A 19,180-nucleotide genomic window follows, 5' to 3' on the forward strand; every position below is an offset into this window, starting at 1 on the left:
TGTGTTAGGGGGCAATTCATGAATTACACCTACCATCAGGATTAAATTTCAAGAAACCCGGTTTCTTAATTGATTGAATCCTGGATAATTATCAGAATCTAGGGAAAGTATCTGTAAATCTCTTTCCGATGCAATACCCTGATGAAAGACACGACACTATCATTAAATTTGATACCGATTCGGTAATCCCCAACTCTAATGCGATAGTATTCTGCCTCACCTTTTAGTTTTTTTAGATTGCTAACTTCACTCAATTTTTCTACTTGCTCAACCCGTTCAATAACTTCCTGAATTCTGGGCAATAAGTTGGGATCAAGAATCTCGATTAAATCCTTTTCAAAACTCTTTCTAAATTCAATATTCATGGTTTTCTATGCAGAATTTTGAAAATTTCCTCGCGGCTGACTACTTCAGTATTTTCGCCTTCTTTAATCGCATTTTCCATTCCGATATCTTGTATGACTTCGGCAAAAAGTTCAGAAAATACTTCTTTTTCTTCTTGCACCAACTCAAAAATAGCTGTTTTGAGCAATTCTTTGAGTTTAGTTTCGTCTAGGGTAATTTCAGTCATGGCTTTTTTTTGAGGTAACATATATTCTAGCTTAGTTATAGCTTAGTTATAGCTTCACGCCTCTAAAATAGTGCACAGAATATCCCTTATAATTTATCGTGTCAATGTTTGGATGCGCTGGCAACAAAAAAAGTAATCTTGAATTTTAATGTTGATTATTGCCTATTTGTAGTAAGCCCTTCAGGGCTTATTCATAAATCCCAATTATCAAGGATAAATTTACCAGCAAATATGGATTAAGCCCTGAAGGGCTTACTATGAAGTAGAATTGATTCATAAATGTTTAGGATTACTATAGCTCCTCATCAGTCCCTACGGACAGGAAATTTCCGGTTTCCGCAAGCAAATTTGCCTAATATTAGTTACCCTAGACTCAGGAGCAAAATAGTTACATTTCCGTCATAGATTTTTATGACTCAGGAATTCCATATTTCCGTTACCCCGGTTGGAGATAATGAATATTTGGTGCGAACCGAAAAAGTCGCATCCGGTGTTCCTTTAGCCGAAGAACAAGTTAAATGGCCTGTGGACGAATGGTTAGCCCAGGCTCGTCAATTGATGAATGATCCCCTGTTAGGTCTATTGGAGGGCCAAACAGTTCGTCGTTCCCGTGGTTTTGGCCAAACAATCGCAACTCAATCCACCAGTGATCCGCCCCTATTAAGTTTAGTAGAATTGGGTCAACAGCTTTATCATGGCTTATTTCAAGGAACTTTACACAATAGTTGGACTTGCGCCCAAGCGATCGCCCAAAATCGTCAAGAATTATTACAATTACGCTTAGGCGTAAAAGGCAAACGATTATCGAGTTTACCTTGGGAAGTATTACACGCCGCAGATCGTCCAATAGCGACGGGAACCGATGTGGTTTTTTCTCGTTACCAACCTGGGATGAATTCTATTCCCCAAACCCAAGTTAGAAAACCCAATCAACCCTTAAAAATTTTAATTGCTATTGCCGCCCCCACCGACCAAGAAACCCTACAACTAAAGCGGGAAGTGTTGCATTTACAAGAAGAATTGCGACGGGAAAATAGACGAAGTAACGGCAATTTTGTGAAACCCATAACCCCCGATATTCAACTAACTATTTTAGAACAACCCGACCGAGAACAACTCACCCAAGCCCTGGAACAAGGAGAATATCAAGTATTTCATTATGCCGGACATAGTAATTTAGGTGTATCTGGGGGAGAATTATATTTAGTTAGTCGTCGAACCGGGTTAACAGAAACCCTAAATGGCGATGATTTAGCCGGATTATTAGTTAATAATGGCGTGCAAATGGTGGTGTTAAATTCCTGTCGGGGAGCTTATGGAAATATACCAAATGTTAGCGATGATTCTGCCCAGTTAAATTTAGCTGAATATGCCGTTAAGCGCGGTATTCCAGGGGTGTTAGCCATGGCAGAACGCATTCCTGATGATGTGGCACTGACCTTAACGCGATTATTATATAGAAATCTAAATCAGGGTTATCCGATTGATTTAAGTTTAAGTCGAGCCAGACAAGGATTAATTTCTGCTTATGGTTCCGATCAATTATATTGGGCATTGCCAATTTTATATTTACATCGACAATTTAATGGATATTTAACCGCAAATCACGCCAATAATTCGATTCTGGAAGAACAGGAATTTTTACCTTTACCTTCTCCTCCAGCAGAACAAGATTTGAAGCTAAAATCTACCCCTGAAACTCTATCATTATCCGAATTGGATAATATGAATGATGATAATATCGAAGATTTATTAGATGATATCGTTTATGAAGATAATTTAGACAATGATTCAGATAATCTTGACTTTATTGGAGATTTTCTAAATAAATCAAAGGTTGAAAATCCTCCCATAAAAACCGAATCAATACCAAATTTAGCAGCAGAAAAAATACCTTCTTTATCTTTAAATTCACCGTCAAAAACTATTACAAATAAGTCTTTAAACTCTGATTCTAAAAACTTTTTATCGGGTTTAAGTGCCGTTAATTTGTTTAAGGGAAAACGATTATTCTGGGTTTTGCCATTTTTGCTAATTCCCTTGGGTTTTGGGGCTTTGTGGTGGCAAAATATGGCTTTACAATCGAAAAAATTAGCAGAGACGCGCCATGGAGAGACGCGCCATGGCACGTCTCTACGAACTGATAAACCTCAAGCTACGGATTTAAAAACAGCAAATACTGATTATGTTTTAGGAATTGCTGTTGAACAATTTTATCAGAGAAATCTATTATCGGCAGAAGAAGCAACTACAGAATTGTTAGATAGAGGGGCATTACAAAAAGCTAAAGCTGCCTTAGCTGCGGTACAGTTTCAAGATTTGAATAATCCTATGGTTAATTTTCTTCATGGTCGGTTAGCTTGGCAATCAATTCAAAGGGGAAGTACGGAATATAAAATTGATGACGTCCGACGCCATTGGGCAAAAGCAGTTCAACAAAATCCTAAATCTATGAAGTATAAAAACGCCTTGGGTTTTGCTTATTATACCGAAGGAAAGTTAGAAAATGCCTATCAAGTTTGGATGCAAGTTTTAGAGGTTGAGGAACCGACTTTATCAGGGAAAATAACACCCGGAACTGCTAATAATATCCAGTCTCAAGTTCAACAACAGGATAAGTTAACTGCTTATGCGGGAATTTCCTTGGTTTGGTGGAGATTTGCTCAAACTTTGCCTAGTAAAGAAAAAGAGTTTATGTTGAGTAAAGCGGTTAAATTTAGTAGTAAAGTGATGAGTGAAGCACCTAATAAATTTGAACCTAATGAATTATCTCAAAATTGGATGTGGTCTAAGGAGTTAATTCGAGATTGGCAATTATTGTTACAACAGAAATAGATGATTATTGAAATCATCAAAACTTACCCGAAGATAGCCCCATCCATAACCCGAATTAATAGATGTATGCTTGAAGTTGGGAAAACTTTTGTAGAGCGAGTATTGCTTCGATAGTGGAAGATATGGTAACGTATTGGGCAAAGTTTAGTTTTAATCTTAAGTGCCTGTTTGATGGGGTGCATTTGTTGAGAAAAAACGCATCTAGCTCGAAAATTTCAGAAATTTCCTTCTGAGATCTTCTTATAGATTAGAACTCAAACTAACCCAAAACAATTACGTGGATACGAGGATAAAAAATGGCTCCCATACCTGTTTACAATTCAGAGGACAAAGTTTACAGCTTTAATGGCATCAGTGACTTTGAAAAAGTTAATAATAGTGACGCGATCAACTTTAGCGCCGATCAGGACTTCACCATAGCCGTTTGGGTTAAAGCCGAAAGTCAACAAAAAGACACGAAAAATGGAGATAATGATGTCCTTGAAAAGTGGATCAGTGGCTCTGGGGGATATCCTTATGTGATTCGCTACCTAAATCAAAAAGCGGGGAATAGCTCTGGGATAATTGTTGCAGCCCGCTATGATGGCAGCAATAATCCTAGTGTGCGGTCAACCAGCAAAGTTAATGATGGGCAATTCCATCATGTCGCGTTTGTCCGCAGCAAGGAAAATAATCAAGGGAAACTCTCTCTCTATATTAATGGAAAATTAGAGGGTAGCAATACAGATACGACTACTGGGAATACCAAAACTAATAGTCCCCTCTATCTGGGTTGCCGAGGTTATCAAAATGCGGGCATGAATTATTTCATGGGCAGTATCAAGGGTTTATCTATTTATAATGTCGCCCTCAGTCCAGAAGAAATTCAGGCAGTGGTTAACCCGACCCCAGTGAAACCTATTATTTTAGACGGCCAATTGCAAATTCCCTGCAAATTGGAAACAGGGGTAGAATTTACTAACGAGCAGAGTCAGGATGTCACGTTTAAATTTACCCCATCAGGCCGATTTAGCGTTGCGGAATTTTTGCCGGAGTGTACATCAGCAGGAATTAAGGACTTCAAATATCAGGATGTGATGAAATATCCTAACAATACATCCTTTGCTCTGCTGGCGGTGAACAAGCAAACCGGTGCGGTTGTGGCAGAAGTGGGTCAAGAAACGACTCTAGTTGTCAAAGCGGGTGAAACTTTAATCTTCATTCTTAATGACGTGCCTGGGTGTTACTGCGATAACACCAGCACTATCACAGTCAATTGGTCGCGCTCTGCCTAACTCCTTAACTGGCAACGGGCAATATTATTGCTTGAAACCCAGATAACAGCAAATATTTAAGTCCCATCAATCGCGGATCTAATTATGACCGAATCGAAGCGGTTTTGCCGATTGGTGGGATGACAATGACTTGATTTTTACGGGCAGTAATTCTCTCAAGATTTTTATTTCGGAGATGTCTAATAACTACTTTGAACTAAGGTTAAAGCAATTTTTAAAATCAATGCTTCTCGTCAAAAGGAAATTTTTTGTAAGAAAGACAATACTTTTCAAAATCTACTAGACTGGTAATATCACTTTTTGTAGACTCAATATAATCACCTTGATATTGAAGAATTGAAAGCACTAATCTTACTATAAGATTTCCAAGTTTACGAAGATCTGATGAAATATTGTCCCCACCAAATCCCCTATGCACGATATCGTTTCTTATTTTTATAAATTCTAATTCTGGAAATAAGTCTTTGTAAGGGGTTTTATAAAACTCTAGCATTTGTTTAAGCTTTGTTCTTAAGCTAGTTAACTTATTACAATCAGGGAATGATTGTTCTAACTTGGCTTGAAAGCTCTTGTATTTCTGTAGATCATTTTCATGATTATTGATTTCACATTCATATTTTTGCAATATTTCAACAACATCTTTCCTGATTTTTCTATAAATAGCTGTTGGAATTAATTTACTACTTGTTTTTGAAAAATGGTGCTCAATAAGTGTTTCCAGAACTGTACAGAATAGTAGAAATTCAACTGAAACTGTATTACTAGAAAATGCGTCTGTATACCAACCTAATGCTGATCCTAATCCTTTATCGCTAAAGTTCTCCCATGTTACTTTTGAGGCGCACTGCTGAATAAATAAAGTTAGGTGTGCTTGTTGCACTACAGCAATTCCCCGACCTTCCTTGAACAACTGATTACCAGACCAGTATTCAACCTTCTTCTGACTATCATTGCTTTGACTTGTCTCAATTCTATAAATCTCTTTGAGACATTTTCCAGTTGCAAATGAGATTAACAGTTCAAGCCATGCAGAATAAGTTTTGTAATGAATTACCTCAGTGTCATTTTTATCAATAGATCTAAGCACCATTTCAGCACTTAAAGTCTCATAATTTTTCTGATCTCCAGACGTAAGTGAAACAAGACTCAATTCATATTTAGAATCTAGGACTTGAGTTGGCAAATTCGGAGTTAACTTTAAGTTAGCAAGACCATAAACAATTTCTAGTTTTTTACTTTCTGTACATTCAGGATTATAGTCAATAGATAAATTATTTAGCTCAATAAGATGCTTTTTGGTAATATACTCAACTTCTTGGTAAACTTTTTCCCCAAAGGATAAAGTATAAGTATAATTATAATCTGCTATTTCCGCCATTACAACCCATCCTTCAAGAGTTTTTCCTTCAATAATGTAATTGCCTTTATAAGATTTCTGAACTAGCTCTTGTTCAAGTTCGTTCAATTGAAGAAGAAAAGATGGCTCTCTCATTTCATCTTCTGTAAACTTCGGGGGATTTGTAAATTTATATATGGGTGGAAATTCATAAGATTTCTTATGATTTAATTTTTCATGTACCCTTGAATCAATTTCGAGAAAAATATTTCCATTTCTGTGGCACTGAATACCAGCAGAAAAGTTTTCAATAGGTTGATTGTCATTCTCATGCAGCTTTTTCAAATTTCCAACGAAGCTAAACTGTTTATAAATTTCCATCAGTAGATCCAGATGATAAGATAAGGTCGTGTCAGGTATTTGATTTAACTGGAGGATGTAATCTCGTTGCCAGTATCATTATCTTCAAGTCCAAATCTCTGATACAGTTCATTGATTGCCTGTGGTTGAACTGTTCCTGCCTTTGAACGTTCCAATGCTGAAGTTAAGCGAGCAGCATTCGCAGGCGATCGCAACAAATACAGCGTTTCTAATAAACTTGATAATTCAGCTTTGCTTGTACCCACCCTCAGCACCCATACCTTTAAGATGTTTTGAATTCCATTATAGAACCCATTTGGGATCTATTTAACCAGTAGTTAATCTGTTTCCTGCTACAATCATGCAAGTTGCTGCTGAGGGTTAATAAAATGGTACTCGAAGCCCCTTATATAAAAGCCAAACCAATTATTACCTGGGAACCCCTACCCGAAGACTTCGTATTACCTGATGATCCGGTGGAAAATGTTCAACAACCCGTTCTGGCTGCGGCTCTCACCGATGCACTCGGAGCCGCCGGATATATTCAGCCAGAAATGCTAATTGCTTCTAATTTAGCGTTAGTTGCAACTGTTAATAAAAACACTGTTGTTAAAGCTCCAGACTGGTTTTATGTGCCTCAAGTCCATCCCCTACCCCAAGGAGTTATTCGTCGGAGTTATAGCCCTAATATTGATGGTGCTAATATTGCGATTGTGATGGAATTTCTATCAGAAGCAGATGGAGGAGAATTATCCATCCGCTCAACTCCCCCCTATGGCAAATTCCACTTTTATGAACAGATTCTTCAAGTTCCTACTTATGTCACTTATGACCCCTACGATAGAAGTTTAGAAGTCCGTTATTTGCAAGATGGGCGATATGTTTTACACCCAGCAAATGATCAGGGACGGGTATGGATTCCCCAACTAGAATTATATCTGGGAATTTGGTCGGGGGAACGGTTGCAACAAACTATGAATTGGCTGCGTTGGTGGGATAATTCAGGTAATTTGTTACTGTGGAGTTCAGAAGAAGCTATTCAAGAACGCCAACGAGCAGACCAAGAACAACAACGGGCAGAACGATTGGCGGCTAAGTTGCGGGAATTGGGAATTGATCCAGATTTGCCAGATTAAATACTATTAAATCTCACAAAAAAAACCAAAAAAAAATTAGTAACTCCTATCTCTTGTTTCTAGGTAGAACCTAGAAACGAGAGATCCCTACAAATCAACAAAGGGTTCAGTGTTGTCAATGCTAGTATCAGGAAGCGTTTCAACAGTTGGAGTTGAAATATTATTATCCGTTGGATTTTCAACAGTTGGAGTTGAAATAATATTATTATCTGTTGGTTGTTCAACAGGTGGAGTTGAAATAATATTATTATCCTTTGGTTGTTCAACAGTGGGAGTTGAAACGTTATTATCCTTTGGTTGTTCAACAGTGGGAGTTGAAACGTTATTATCCTTTGGTTGTTCAACAGTGGGAGTTGAAACGTTATTATCCTTTGGTTGTTCAACAGGTTTAATTAACGCACTATTCGCCCGGATAAAACAGTTTGCAGGTGTGCCATCAAGTTTTTTCTTAACAAAAATCCAAGGTAAAAATTGAGCATCTCTGGTGAAAACAAAGCCACTATAACTCACTTGCGCTTGAAAAATCTCATCGGGTTTAAATGTGGCAACTACTGGCCAATTACTAATACTAGGAAATCCAGGGTTATCAGGATTCCAAATTTCTTCAATGCTTGAATTTCCCATGCGACAATTCAACCCATTAGGATCGGAATCAACAACTTGCCAATATAGATGGGAAGATAGGCTCACATAGTTACCTTGAGCATTAGGTTCAGGGAGGGGTTGAGCAGCCCAAGTAGGTGTGATTCCCAGTAGGAAAACCAACCCTAAACTTAAAATTACTATCCTATAAATCGCTTTGAATCGGTTTAGCATCATAGTCCTCATTGAATTAGGATTTTTTAGGTATCAGGAATTTACCCTTTAATTTGACTTGGGAGCAAGCCTCGTCCGGTGTGGTATGGCTATTCCTTGATTCTAACACTTCTTTAGAATATCCTTAAATACTATAAAATCATCAAACCTAAACATAAAAATTATTCTTCTATTCCCTCAGTGACAATCCCTTGCTCTATCCCCTGTTAAACTATATCTTAATCAAACCGTTCCTCGTTTTCAATAGATTTCTGGAACAATTTTAATCAAAGTTACATGATTATCTAGTCGATAATTGTGCGGTAACGGTTCCGATTGCCGAAACCCCAGAACATATTTTAGCTACCCAAAAAGCCTTTCATTTGTGTGGTCAAAATGGGGGTATTATTTTACGAACGCAGTTGATCAATCCGGTCTAAATAACTGGGAATTATTTCCCCTGCAACCCTACAGGCTTCTCGATCAACGCTGATTAAATCTTCCCCCCAAAATACTTTTCCTAATGGGATTGATTCACCTCGGTCGGGTTTCCAATTAGGACTGATAAATTGGCGATCGCCATCTACAATAGCCCCATCAAATAAATGTCCGATACAAAAATAAACATCCTGTAAGATTAACGGAACAGAAGGACGGTGTAATTGTCCTCGTGAATGGGGACTTCTCGCGCGATAATGCGCCCTGGGAAACAAACCATATAAATTTTTTAAGGATGCAGAAATTAAAGGGTTTCCATTTAGAATAGTTCGTTTAAATGCCCCGATACTAATTCGACAGTCCACCTCTGTCAATAAACTGGGGGCGAACATCGATTTAAACCGCACGGGTTGGGGGGACAAATTTGGATATTCAGTTAAAGGGAGGATATCCGCATCCAAAATCCGCATCCCGTCCCCTAAAATTTGATCTATCCCATGACGACGAACAATTTCATCCAGAGACACCGGAGAACAAACCCCTTCTACTATTAAAATTTCCGCATCAGGGTTTTGATGTCGCAGGGTTTGGATTACCGTGGTTAAGACCTGCAAACTGACGGTAACGGGCGGCCCAACGGGATATCCTAAATTGGGTTTGACCAAAATCCGTTTTGCCGTTAATGCGATTTTGGGGGGGTAATAGACGAATTCTGCTGTTTTGACACCCTGAACGATAGAATTTCTCATAAAACCTGCATTTCAACGATTAACCAAATTCGGGAATTTTTAATATTTTTTTAATGAATCGATTTTTATTAAACCATTTTTAGCAAAGGTACTCAAACTTCCATAACTAAAATACCATCAAAAAGCGATGTTCACCCAAAGAGTGGTAGCATTATCTCAATTCAACCCCGAAAATAAAATCTTGTAGAGACTGAGTGTAGTGATTATTTGCCCTGTGATGATGATCACATCATTAACCAGATTTAATCACAGATTTCGCCAGATATCTGTCACTGAGTAGCCCTAGATTTTCGGTAAGATTAATAATGTGGAACTTAATTTCTACCAGAATCTAACTTTTTATGCCCGATTTCTAGGAACCTCAAAATGATTTCACCCAAACAAGCACAACTAATTCAGTTTTTACGTTGGGAGTTAGCGATCCCCGCGTCCTCAATTGCTACAGCTTTGCGCCACCCTGAAAACGATTCAGGTCAGTTACCGATGATCCTATGGCAGTATGGATTAATTACACTAGAACAACTGGATCGAATTTTTGATTGGTTGGAACGATTTGGAAGCATCATGGAAGCGAAATCCGTCATGTATTCTTATCCTGATTATTCCCAGTCTTCAATGGATGAAACTATACATATCTCTGTTTCGCTGGCAGCGTAGTTTCCTCTGGCTTAAACTATTTTGAGAAAATGTCTTAAATCCCATTTTTTAAATTCTGTCTATGTCACGATGTTTAATTAGAAGATTTCAACGACCACAATCTCAATTCAATAATTACTAAGTCAGCTTTAATACAAGGCTGACTTTAATTTTAGTTAAGAATTACAACCGCCTCAAAAAGAAAACTTTCAAAGTTCATTGATGTTAATGGATATGATATCTTCTATATAAAAAATAAAATTCTGACCTTGAGAAGATCAAAGATAAGTTCCGATATAACCACTTTCTGTTACAATTCCTGCGACGGTATAGTAAAGGTGCGGGATAAACAGCAAAAACAAACTCGGTTGTATCTGTTGGTCATGATGAACTTTGAACAGGCACTTGCAATTACCGATACATTGGTTTTTAACAAAACCGGAAAACACTTGACTGACGCACAAACCGCCGTTATTCAAGGAACTTGGTACTGTCAGAAATATCATGAAATTGCTTTAGAATATCGCTGTACTCCTGAATATCTGAAGCAGGACGTAGGGCCAAAATTATGGAAGTTATTATCAGATGAGTTAGGTGAAAAAGTTGGGAAAAAGAATTTTCGCGCCGTCATTGAACGTCGTTCCTTAGACGCTTTATTAGAGGAAGATGGAGAAGTCAGTAGTACAATTGTTCTCCCTAGTTTGCTCTTAACCGTCAACCCTCAACCCTCAAACCTTAATCCTCAAAAGTCAACCCCCTCAAATGTGGACTGGGGAGAAGCACCGGATGTGTCTCAGTTCTATGGACGCCTTCAAGAACTCGCCCAACTTGAACAGTGGACTTTGCAGGAAGATTGTCGGGTGATTGCGTTATTAGGAATGGGGGGAATGGGAAAAACCTCTTTATCGGTAAAATTTGCTCAACAAATTCATCCTAATTTTGATTATGTGATTTGGCGATCGCTCAGAAATGCACCGCCATTAACTGAAATTTTAATCGATTTAATTCAATTTTTTGCTAATAAGATTGAATATAACTTATCGACCGATCCTGCCCGTCAAATTTCTCAATTGATGGAATTATTAAGAAACTCTCGATGTTTAATTATTTTAGATAATTTAGAATCAATTTTACAAGAAGGAAATCGAGTTGGACGCTACTATCCAGGTTATGAAAATTACGGGGATCTATTTAAACGTTTAGGAGAAACCCAACATAAAAGTTGTCTATTGATTACCAGTCGAGAAAAACCCAGAGAAATATCAGCATTAGAAGGTCAAACTCTGAAAGTTCGTTGTTTACCTTTACCCGGATTAGATACGAAAAATTGCCAAGAAATTATTCAAGCTAAAGGAGTTTATAGTTCCTTAGAACAATGGCAAGAATTAATTGAACGCTATGCCGGAAATCCCCTAGCATTGAAAATTGTCACCACTACTATTTATGATTTATTTGCGGGGAATGTTGGTGATTTTTTAGACCAGATCCGCGAAGGAACAGCGATATTTGGGGATATTAGGGATTTATTAGAACAACAATTGGGGCGAATTTCTGAACTGGAATTAGAAACTATGTACTGGTTAGCAATTAATCGAGAACCTTCTACAATAGTGGATTTAAGGAAAGATTTGTTATCAATTATTTCCCCCGTAGAACTGATCGAAGCCTTAGAATCCTTGAGTCGGCGATCGCTAATTGAAAAAAGTAGTGGGAGTTTCACCCAACAACCCGTAGTCATGGAATATATCATTGAAAAATTGATTGAAAAAGTTATCGAAGAAATCGAAACAGAAACCATTAATATTCTTAATCAATATCCCATAATAAAATCCCAAGCCAAAGATTATATTAGAGAAAGTCAAACCCGTTTAATCCTGCAACCGATTGTTCAAAAACTCCTCAACCGTTATCGAATTTCAGGAGAACTCAATCAAAAATTTAAAACCCTAATTGAACGGTTAAAACAAGACCATCATTCCTCCGGTTATGGAGGCGGGAATATTCTGAATCTTTGTCACCACTTAGATCTCGATTTAGCAGAGTATGACTTTTCTCAATTAACACTCTGGCAAGCCTATTTACAAGATGCTAACTTACAAAACGTTAACTTTTCCGGTTCCGATTTATCTCGATCAGTGTTTGCCAAAACCCTAGGAAATTCCCTCACCGTCGCCCTGGGAAATAACGGAATTCTAGCCACCGGAGATACAGAAGGCAAAATTATTTTATGGACAGTCGAAGAAGGTCAACTATTATTAGTCTGTCAAGGTCAAACCGGAAGCGTCAAGTCCCTCAGTTTCAATTCTGATGGTACTTTACTCGCCAGTGGTAGTGAGGATCGAACTGTGCGACTGTGGAAAGTCTCAACCGGAGAATGCCTAAACCGTTGGTCAGACCATCAAGGAACAGTAAATTGCGTGGGTTTTAGTCCCCAAGGCGATTTATTAGCCAGTGGTAGCGATGACCAAAAGATTCGGATCTGGGATATTCATTCGGGACAATGTGTGCATCAGTTCATCGGTCATACTGACCGTCTATCCACCCTCACCTGGAGTCCCAATGGTGAACAGATTGCCAGCACCAGTGAGGATCAGACGGTCAAACTCTGGGATGTTCAAACCGAAACTTGTTTACGCACTTTTTATGGAAATGAGGCCTGGAATTGGGCCGTTACCTTCGTTGCTTCGGGATTAACTCCTGGTAAAATTCATTTGATCGCCAGTAGTACCCAGGAAAAAACAGTTCATCTATGGGATGCCAATACTGGTAACAGTTTCCATACCTTTGAAGGTCATCAAGACTCGGTTTGGATCGTGGTTTTTAGTCCCGATGGAGAACTATTAGCCAGTAGCAGCGATGACCAAACCGTGAAACTCTGGAATATCCGAACGGGAATGTGTTTAAAGACTTTAACCGGACTGGAAAGTCAGGTCTGTTCCTTAGCCTTTAGTCCCGATAACCAAACCCTCGCCACTGGAAGTGTAGATCGGATAGTGCAGTTATGGGATGTCCAAACTGGGCAACGGTTACGAACCTTACGGGGTCATCGTCATCAGGTTTGGTCGTTTGTTTTGAGTCCCGATGGTCGGCGTTTGGCTAGTGGTAGTGATGACAATAAGGTGCGACTGTGGGATGTGGGGACAGGTCGTTGTCTCAAGCATTTACCCGGTCATCGGGATTGGGTATGGTCAGTGGTCTTTAGTCCCGATGGCGGGTTAATCGCCACTGGGAGTTATGACCAAACGGTCAAAGTTTGGGATGCACAGACGGGGGAATGTCTCAAAACCTTACATGGTCATAGCGATCGGATTCAAGCTGTGACCTTTAGTTCCGAAGGTATGCTACTCGCCAGTGCTAGTGATGACCAAACGGTGAAGGTTTGGGATGTGCAGACTGGAGAACTGTTACAAACTTTAGAAGGTCATCAGCGTTGGGTGGGTTCGGTAGCTTTTAGTCCGCGAGATCGGATTTTAGCTAGTGGGAGTAATGACCATCAGATCCGAGTTTGGAATGTACTAACGGGAGAATGTTTGGCGGTTCTCGAAGGTCACAGTGATCGGGTTCATGTTTTGGGGTTTACGGACAAGGGTTCTGTTTTAGTCAGTGGGAGTTATGATCGTTCGGTGAAATGTTGGAATGTTGAAACTGGTGAATGTCTGCAAACCTGGCGAGGTGAACTTGAACGAGTCCAAGGAATTTTATTCTATCTTCAGAAAGAAGTTTGGGTAAGTGGCAGCTATGATCATAATGTTAAATTGTGGGATATTGCCACCGGGGAATGTGTGAAAAACCTCAAGGGTCATGATCACCCCGTTTGGTCAGTTCATGGTGATCCTCAAGGAAATTTTTTGGCGAGTGGAAGTCATGATCAAGGGATTAAGGTGTGGGATTTACACACTAATGAATGTTTAAAAACCTTACGCGCTGATAAGCCATACAATGGCTTAAATATTACGGGTGTGACCGGAATCACAACGGCACAAAAAGTTACACTTAAAGCCCTGGGAGCCATCGATCTTAACCGTGATCAAAGCTGATAAGAAATAGCTTTACCGAATCTTTACAATTTATCGTTGATTTTTGCTAAATCTTTATAGAAGTTGTAATGATTTATCTATAGAATATATGTATTCTTACGTAAGCCACACTCTGCCTCAAGTTTTCAGTCATCCTTGGTTGATTCTTATTCAAATTTCTTTTGTTGTTACAGAAGAAGTGGGTTAAAGATAACTGGACGTTGTACTTGCCTCGATACCAGTAGGAGCATACTCCGAAAGAGACGGGAGGGAAAATTGAAATCTCACTTGTTCGACCATTGGGACGGTTAGGAAAACGGACTCAAGTAGGTTATGATGTTGGGTGACAGTGTGGGGTTGTAATAGTTTTCTTGTTGTGTTCGATCTGTCCCTAGAAAAAGAGGGGTTATACCGTGAATAGTTCGGGGTTCAGCCAGTATTACCATTCGTCAGATGAGCAAGTCATTTATGTTCATCTGCAATGCTGTGTTGATCTTGAAGCACCCCGACAACTGATTCAGCGTTTCTTTAATCTGTTTATCCAAGGTGGGGAATACCCCGATTTAGCAGTTAATTTAGCCGTCGGTCGGATTGTTGATTCCGATTTAGCTAATATAGAATTTCAGTATGTTCTGAACCGCAGTTGCTATATTTTAATTAACCGATGGCGCAAACATCCCAGGGATCAGTGGGCGATTCCTGAACTGATTCATAGTTTTGAACAAACACCCTCGGGTTTACCCTCCTGTTGGACAGCAAAACGCCTCCGTTCATTAGTTAAACGATTTACTCAAACCGAACAATACCAAGCTCTGCGCCGTTTGAGTATGGTTTTTGAAGAAAAAATCAAAGCGGAAGAAGATAAAAAAAGTGATAATGTCGAGGGTTTAATTAGTCGTTATCCCTATTTATATGATCATTGTTTTTTAACCGATGATAGTCCCGATGAACAACGCCAGGAAATTCGGGATATGCGGACGCAGGCTCAAGAAACTTTTGAACATGATTTATCTCAATATCTCACCTTTAAAAATATTCCTCGGGAACAACGGTTAATCTTACCAACTGTGGAAAACCCTACCCTATTAACGGATAAAAAATTGAATTTTTCCCTCAAACATTTTACGGGGAGAATTGACGGTTATCATACCTATGATGATTTAGCCAAAATTTTTGTCAATCAAATTCAAAACGCTCGTACTTATCGGACATTTAAAGAAGAATTGTATGAATATTTAACGGAGGCAGTTGATACTAAATATGCAAAAAAACATTTTAATAATCGCTTGTACCGAGAACTTCAAGGGACGCTCTCACACAATGATAGTCAGAAAGTGAATGATACTCTGATAGCGGGAACCTGTCGCAAGTTATTAAATTTCCTAGTCGTAGAAAGTCCCCAACAACCCCATCACTTTGTGTTTTTAGATTTAAGCAGTAACTTGGGTGTGACTCGTTCAATTGGGTTACTCTTAAAAATTGTCTTAATTTGTCGGAAGGTTAAATCAGATTTAGAAAAACGGTTCTCGATTCTATTTAACCATTATGCCACTTTTCCCCGAGATAAAGTATTTTGGCTAGTGGAATCTTTGGAAAATCTCAATATTGCTTTTGGTCTTAACTGGGGAAAGTTGAAAGTATAGGAAGGAACACCGGAAAATGACTTGATTTTTCCTCAGCCCGAGTCAACATCGCTTCTTGGAGATGGTCGTCATGTAGGCGATCTTGAGCTAATAACTCTCGCGCTTGTTCGTGGGTTTGTTCCACCGCTTGTTCTTCTTCGGCTACTCGGTTGAGCATATTTTCACTGATGTGTTCTTGGTGTTGGCGATCTTGTACCAAGAGTTCCCGGGCTTTGTCTTCCAGATTCATATTAATCGACTCCATGATTTCTCTATCTAAAATTTTTACATATTTTTAGCAAAATGTATCCTAAGTAACAGAAATTTTTATAAACTTAGCATTTCTCAGTATTTAAGATCGGGGTTTATCCCTGGCCACAACTGGCGATCGCCATCTCGTCAGAATTGAGAAAAATTTTATTTGATCTATTGAGAATAATTTTCATTTGAGGTATCCTAGTCTATAGAGGTTCACCGATCAGAGTCTAGGGCTTGATCTGTGGGCTGGTTTGTCCCCATGATTCAAAATAGAGTTCAATCATCCCATTCATTAAATATGGAATTCAATCTCACTGGAACAATCCAAAATGTGGGGATTAAAGATGGAAGACCTAAAGTAATTACCTTGATGACTTCTTTGGGATTATTATTGATTAAAGTTTCCAAACAAGTCAGAATTATTGGAATTTCTGATTTAGCTCCGGGTTATCAAGTCAAGGTTACAGGCCAGAAAAAACAAGATTTTAAAACCGGAAAAATTAAGCTAAAAGCAACGCAAGTGCTTTCAAGTTCAAAACCGATATCAACTCTAACTCCATCAGTTTCTTTTAATTCTCAGATTGATCAAGACGGCGAAATTCCCTTAACTCAACCTTCAGTTATTCCTGTTAAACCTGCAAAAATCCTAATTTGTCAAAAATCCGATTGTCGCAAACGGGGAGGAGATCGGGTTTGTTCGTTATTAGAAAAAGAGTTAGCCCAACGGGGATTAGAAGATCAAGTCACGATTCAAAAAACAGGATGTCTGAAAAAATGTAAATCTGGCCCTAATCTTGTGATGTTACCCGATAAAATCCATTATAGCAAAGTTGAATCAAAACAAATTCCAGTGTTAATTGATAAACATTTTTAAAGATATAGCAATCTTAAATTGGGGAAAATGGCAAGTAACGGGTAGGGTATTGACAAAATTGACAATTTGTGCATAGGCAAGAAAATAAACTTTGACCAAAAATCAAGAATTGGGTTGCTTGCGTGTCTCAAGTGATGAGATGATTGTGATGCGGTCTAAGGGTAATTCCAGAGCGACTTATGGCAGAGAATCACTTGTTGAGATTCTATAAAATGAGCGCTCACGCACTCACTAAAGTTTACAGATAACAATAATTATGGTTGATCCAGCCCAATCACTTGAAGAACTTTGCATTAATTCGATTCGCTTCCTAGCCATTGATGCGGTAGAAAAAGCTAAATCCGGCCACCCAGGATTACCAATGGGTGCCGCGCCCATGGCCTTTGTGTTGTGGGATCGGTTTATGCGGTTCAATCCCAAAAATCCTAAATGGTATAACCGCGATCGCTTCGTCCTATCCGCAGGTCATGGCTGTATGTTGCAGTATGCCCTCCTTTATTTAACGGGATATGATAGCGTCACCTTAGATGATATTAAACAATTCCGTCAGTGGGGTTCTCGGACTCCTGGCCACCCAGAAAACTTTGAAACTGAGGGTGTGGAAGTTACCACTGGCCCTTTAGGTCAAGGGATTGCCAATGGCGTTGGGTTAGCGATGGCCGAAGCTCATGACGCGGCGACCTTCAATAAACCCGATGCTGCACTGGTAGACCACTATACCTATGTGATCCTGGGTGATGGTTGCAACATGGAAGGGGTTTCTGGTGAAGCCTGTTCCTTAGCGGGACATCTGGGACTGGGTAAATTAATTGCCCTTTATGACGATAATCATATTTCTATTGATGGAAATACCGAGATTTCCTTTACCGAAGATGTGAGCAAACGGTTTGAAGCCTACGGCTGGCACGTTCTGCACGTTGAAAATGGGAATACCGACTTAGATGGTATCGCCGATGCTATTGCTAAAGCCAAGGCTGTCACCGATAAACCCACTTTCATTAAAGTTACCACCATCATTGGTTACGGTTCTCCCAACAGACAAAATACTGCTGGAGTTCACGGAGCCGCTTTGGGCGCAGATGAAGTGGCCGCGACTCGGAAAAACCTGGGTTGGAACTATGAACCCTTTGAAATTCCTGAAGATGCCTTAGCCCATACCCGCAAAGCCGTTGAACGTGGGGCTAATCTGGAAACTGAATGGAATAAAACTTGGGCTGACTATAAAGCCAAATATCCCCAAGAAGCTGCGGAATTTGAACGCCGCACCAGTGGAATACTCCCCGAAGGTTGGGAAAAATCCTTACCGACATTCACTCCCGATGAAAAAGGTAAAGCCACTCGCCAATATTCCGAAGGATGTCTGAATGCCTTAGCTCCGGCTATTCCCGAATTAATTGGGGGTTCGGCGGACTTAACTCACTCCAACTTAACGGAGATCAAGGGTTTTGGTAATTTCCAAAAAGGACAATATCAAAATCGTAACCTGCGTTTCGGTGTCCGTGAACACGCAATGGGGGCAATTTGTAATGGGATTGGTTTGCATGGTTCAGGATTAATTCCCTATTGTGCAACCTTCTTAGTCTTTGCTGACTATATGCGGGCGGCGATTCGTTTATCGGCGTTATCGGAAGTCGGTGTGATTTATGTGATGACCCACGACTCCATCGCCCTTGGGGAAGATGGCCCAACTCACCAACCTGTGGAAACCATTGCCTCCTTGCGGGTGATTCCTAACTTGTTGGTGATGCGTCCGGCGGATGGTAACGAAACCTCTGGAGCGTATAAAATCGCTGTGGAAAACCGTCATCGTCCCACATTGATAGCCTTAACTCGCCAAGCATTACCGAACTTAAACGGTAGTTCTATTGATGTGGTCGGCAAAGGGGCTTATGTTCTGTCCGATAGCGAAGGAACTCCCGATTTAATTCTAATCGGAACTGGAAGCGAGGTTTCTCTGTGTGTGGAAGTCGCCGAAAAATTAACCCAGGTTGGGAAAAAAGTTCGGGTGGTTTCTATGCCTTGTTGGGAACTGTTTGAAGAACAAGATGCTGCTTATAAAGAGTCTGTGTTACCTAAAGCTGTTACCAAACGTCTGGCTGTGGAAGCGGGTTGTAGTTTTGGTTGGCAACGTTACACGGGTAGCGAAGGCGACAGCATCAGCATTGATACCTTTGGTGCCTCGGCTCCGGGTGGTGTGTTGATGGAGAAATTCGGTTACACCGTTGATAATGTTTTGGCTAAGGCGAAAGCGTTATTGGGTTAAGCCAGAAATCAATTAGA

Annotated in this window: 15 protein-coding genes; 8 read left to right on the top strand and 7 right to left on the bottom strand. The window is 39.6% G+C overall.

Going from position 1 to position 19,180, the window contains the following annotated elements:
* Positions 1-98: 98 nt before the first annotated feature.
* Both AC559H_RS10660 and AC559H_RS10665 read right to left on the bottom strand, forming a co-directional pair.
* Positions 99-365: a type II toxin-antitoxin system RelE family toxin gene (locus tag AC559H_RS10660; RefSeq protein ID WP_026788846.1), complete on the bottom strand. Its 267-nt coding sequence runs from the start codon at positions 363-365 to the stop codon at positions 99-101.
* The gene (locus tag AC559H_RS10665; protein ID WP_227350388.1) at positions 362-592 is read right to left on the bottom strand and encodes a hypothetical protein; all 231 of its coding nucleotides are present in this window, start codon (positions 590-592) and stop codon (positions 362-364) included. Before AC559H_RS10665 ends, AC559H_RS10660 begins: the two co-directional genes overlap by 4 nt.
* Before the next feature lie 390 nt (positions 593-982).
* Here AC559H_RS10665 and AC559H_RS10670 point away from each other — a divergent pair, with 390 nt between their 5' ends.
* Together AC559H_RS10670 and AC559H_RS10675 are read left to right on the top strand one after the other, a co-directional pair.
* Positions 983-3,406, top strand: a complete 2,424-nt coding sequence (locus AC559H_RS10670) for a CHAT domain-containing protein (RefSeq protein ID WP_026794550.1) — start codon at positions 983-985, stop codon at positions 3,404-3,406.
* A 296-nt stretch (positions 3,407-3,702) separates the two neighbouring features.
* Positions 3,703-4,680 (top strand): LamG domain-containing protein, encoded by a 978-nt coding sequence (locus tag AC559H_RS10675; RefSeq protein ID WP_026794551.1) that lies wholly within the window; start codon positions 3,703-3,705, stop codon positions 4,678-4,680.
* Between the two features lie 220 nt (positions 4,681-4,900).
* Here AC559H_RS10675 and AC559H_RS10680 read toward each other — a convergent pair whose 3' ends face one another.
* Both AC559H_RS10680 and AC559H_RS10685 read right to left on the bottom strand, forming a co-directional pair.
* Positions 4,901-6,397, bottom strand: a complete 1,497-nt coding sequence (locus AC559H_RS10680) for a hypothetical protein (RefSeq protein ID WP_051319642.1) — start codon at positions 6,395-6,397, stop codon at positions 4,901-4,903.
* A 44-nt stretch (positions 6,398-6,441) separates the two neighbouring features.
* Positions 6,442-6,642, bottom strand: coding sequence for a type II toxin-antitoxin system Phd/YefM family antitoxin (locus AC559H_RS10685; RefSeq protein WP_148292213.1), 201 nt, complete (start codon positions 6,640-6,642; stop codon positions 6,442-6,444).
* Positions 6,643-6,765: 123 nt separating this feature from the next.
* Here AC559H_RS10685 and AC559H_RS10690 point away from each other — a divergent pair, with 123 nt between their 5' ends.
* Positions 6,766-7,512: a Uma2 family endonuclease gene (locus AC559H_RS10690; RefSeq protein WP_026794552.1), complete on the top strand. Its 747-nt coding sequence runs from the start codon at positions 6,766-6,768 to the stop codon at positions 7,510-7,512.
* A gap of 87 nt (positions 7,513-7,599) precedes the next feature.
* Here the strand turns inward: AC559H_RS10690 and AC559H_RS10695 are convergent, their stop codons facing one another.
* Positions 7,600-8,331 carry a hypothetical protein gene (locus tag AC559H_RS10695; RefSeq protein WP_148292214.1) on the bottom strand — a complete coding sequence of 244 codons (732 nt, stop codon included), beginning with the start codon at positions 8,329-8,331 and terminating at the stop codon, positions 7,600-7,602.
* 386 nt (positions 8,332-8,717) lie between these two features.
* Entirely contained in the window at positions 8,718-9,494 is a 777-nt protein-coding gene (locus tag AC559H_RS10700) for a DUF362 domain-containing protein (RefSeq protein WP_036832819.1), read from the bottom strand.
* Between the two features lie 366 nt (positions 9,495-9,860).
* On the opposite strand from AC559H_RS10700, the gene AC559H_RS10705 reads away from it, so the two are divergent.
* The 3 genes from AC559H_RS10705 to AC559H_RS10715 all read left to right on the top strand — a co-directional run bounded on the left by AC559H_RS10705 (position 9,861) and on the right by AC559H_RS10715 (position 15,789).
* Complete coding sequence (locus AC559H_RS10705) at positions 9,861-10,151, top strand: DUF2949 domain-containing protein (protein WP_081692362.1); 291 nt, start codon at positions 9,861-9,863, stop codon at positions 10,149-10,151.
* A 362-nt stretch (positions 10,152-10,513) separates the two neighbouring features.
* Positions 10,514-14,167 (top strand): WD40 domain-containing protein, encoded by a 3,654-nt coding sequence (locus AC559H_RS10710; RefSeq protein WP_051319640.1) that lies wholly within the window; start codon positions 10,514-10,516, stop codon positions 14,165-14,167.
* Between the two features lie 392 nt (positions 14,168-14,559).
* The gene (locus tag AC559H_RS10715; protein WP_026794555.1) at positions 14,560-15,789 is read left to right on the top strand and encodes a Sll1247 family protein; all 1,230 of its coding nucleotides are present in this window, start codon (positions 14,560-14,562) and stop codon (positions 15,787-15,789) included.
* On the opposite strand, the gene AC559H_RS10720 is transcribed toward AC559H_RS10715, so the two are convergent.
* Complete coding sequence (locus tag AC559H_RS10720) at positions 15,764-16,033, bottom strand: hypothetical protein (RefSeq protein WP_233422940.1); 270 nt, start codon at positions 16,031-16,033, stop codon at positions 15,764-15,766. The two genes, AC559H_RS10715 and AC559H_RS10720, sit on opposite strands and share 26 nt — an antisense overlap.
* Positions 16,034-16,324: 291 nt before the next feature.
* Here AC559H_RS10720 and AC559H_RS10725 point away from each other — a divergent pair, with 291 nt between their 5' ends.
* Together AC559H_RS10725 and tkt are read left to right on the top strand one after the other, a co-directional pair.
* Positions 16,325-16,900, top strand: a complete 576-nt coding sequence (locus AC559H_RS10725) for a (2Fe-2S) ferredoxin domain-containing protein (protein ID WP_026794556.1) — start codon at positions 16,325-16,327, stop codon at positions 16,898-16,900.
* Positions 16,901-17,156: 256 nt separating this feature from the next.
* Entirely contained in the window at positions 17,157-19,163 is a 2,007-nt protein-coding gene (gene tkt / locus AC559H_RS10730) for a transketolase (protein WP_026794557.1), read from the top strand.
* Positions 19,164-19,180 lie beyond the last annotated feature (17 nt).

Origin of the sequence: Planktothrix prolifica NIVA-CYA 540 (assembly GCF_963864145.1) — a bacterium.
GTDB classification, from domain to species: Bacteria; Cyanobacteriota; Cyanobacteriia; order Cyanobacteriales; family Microcoleaceae; genus Planktothrix; species Planktothrix agardhii.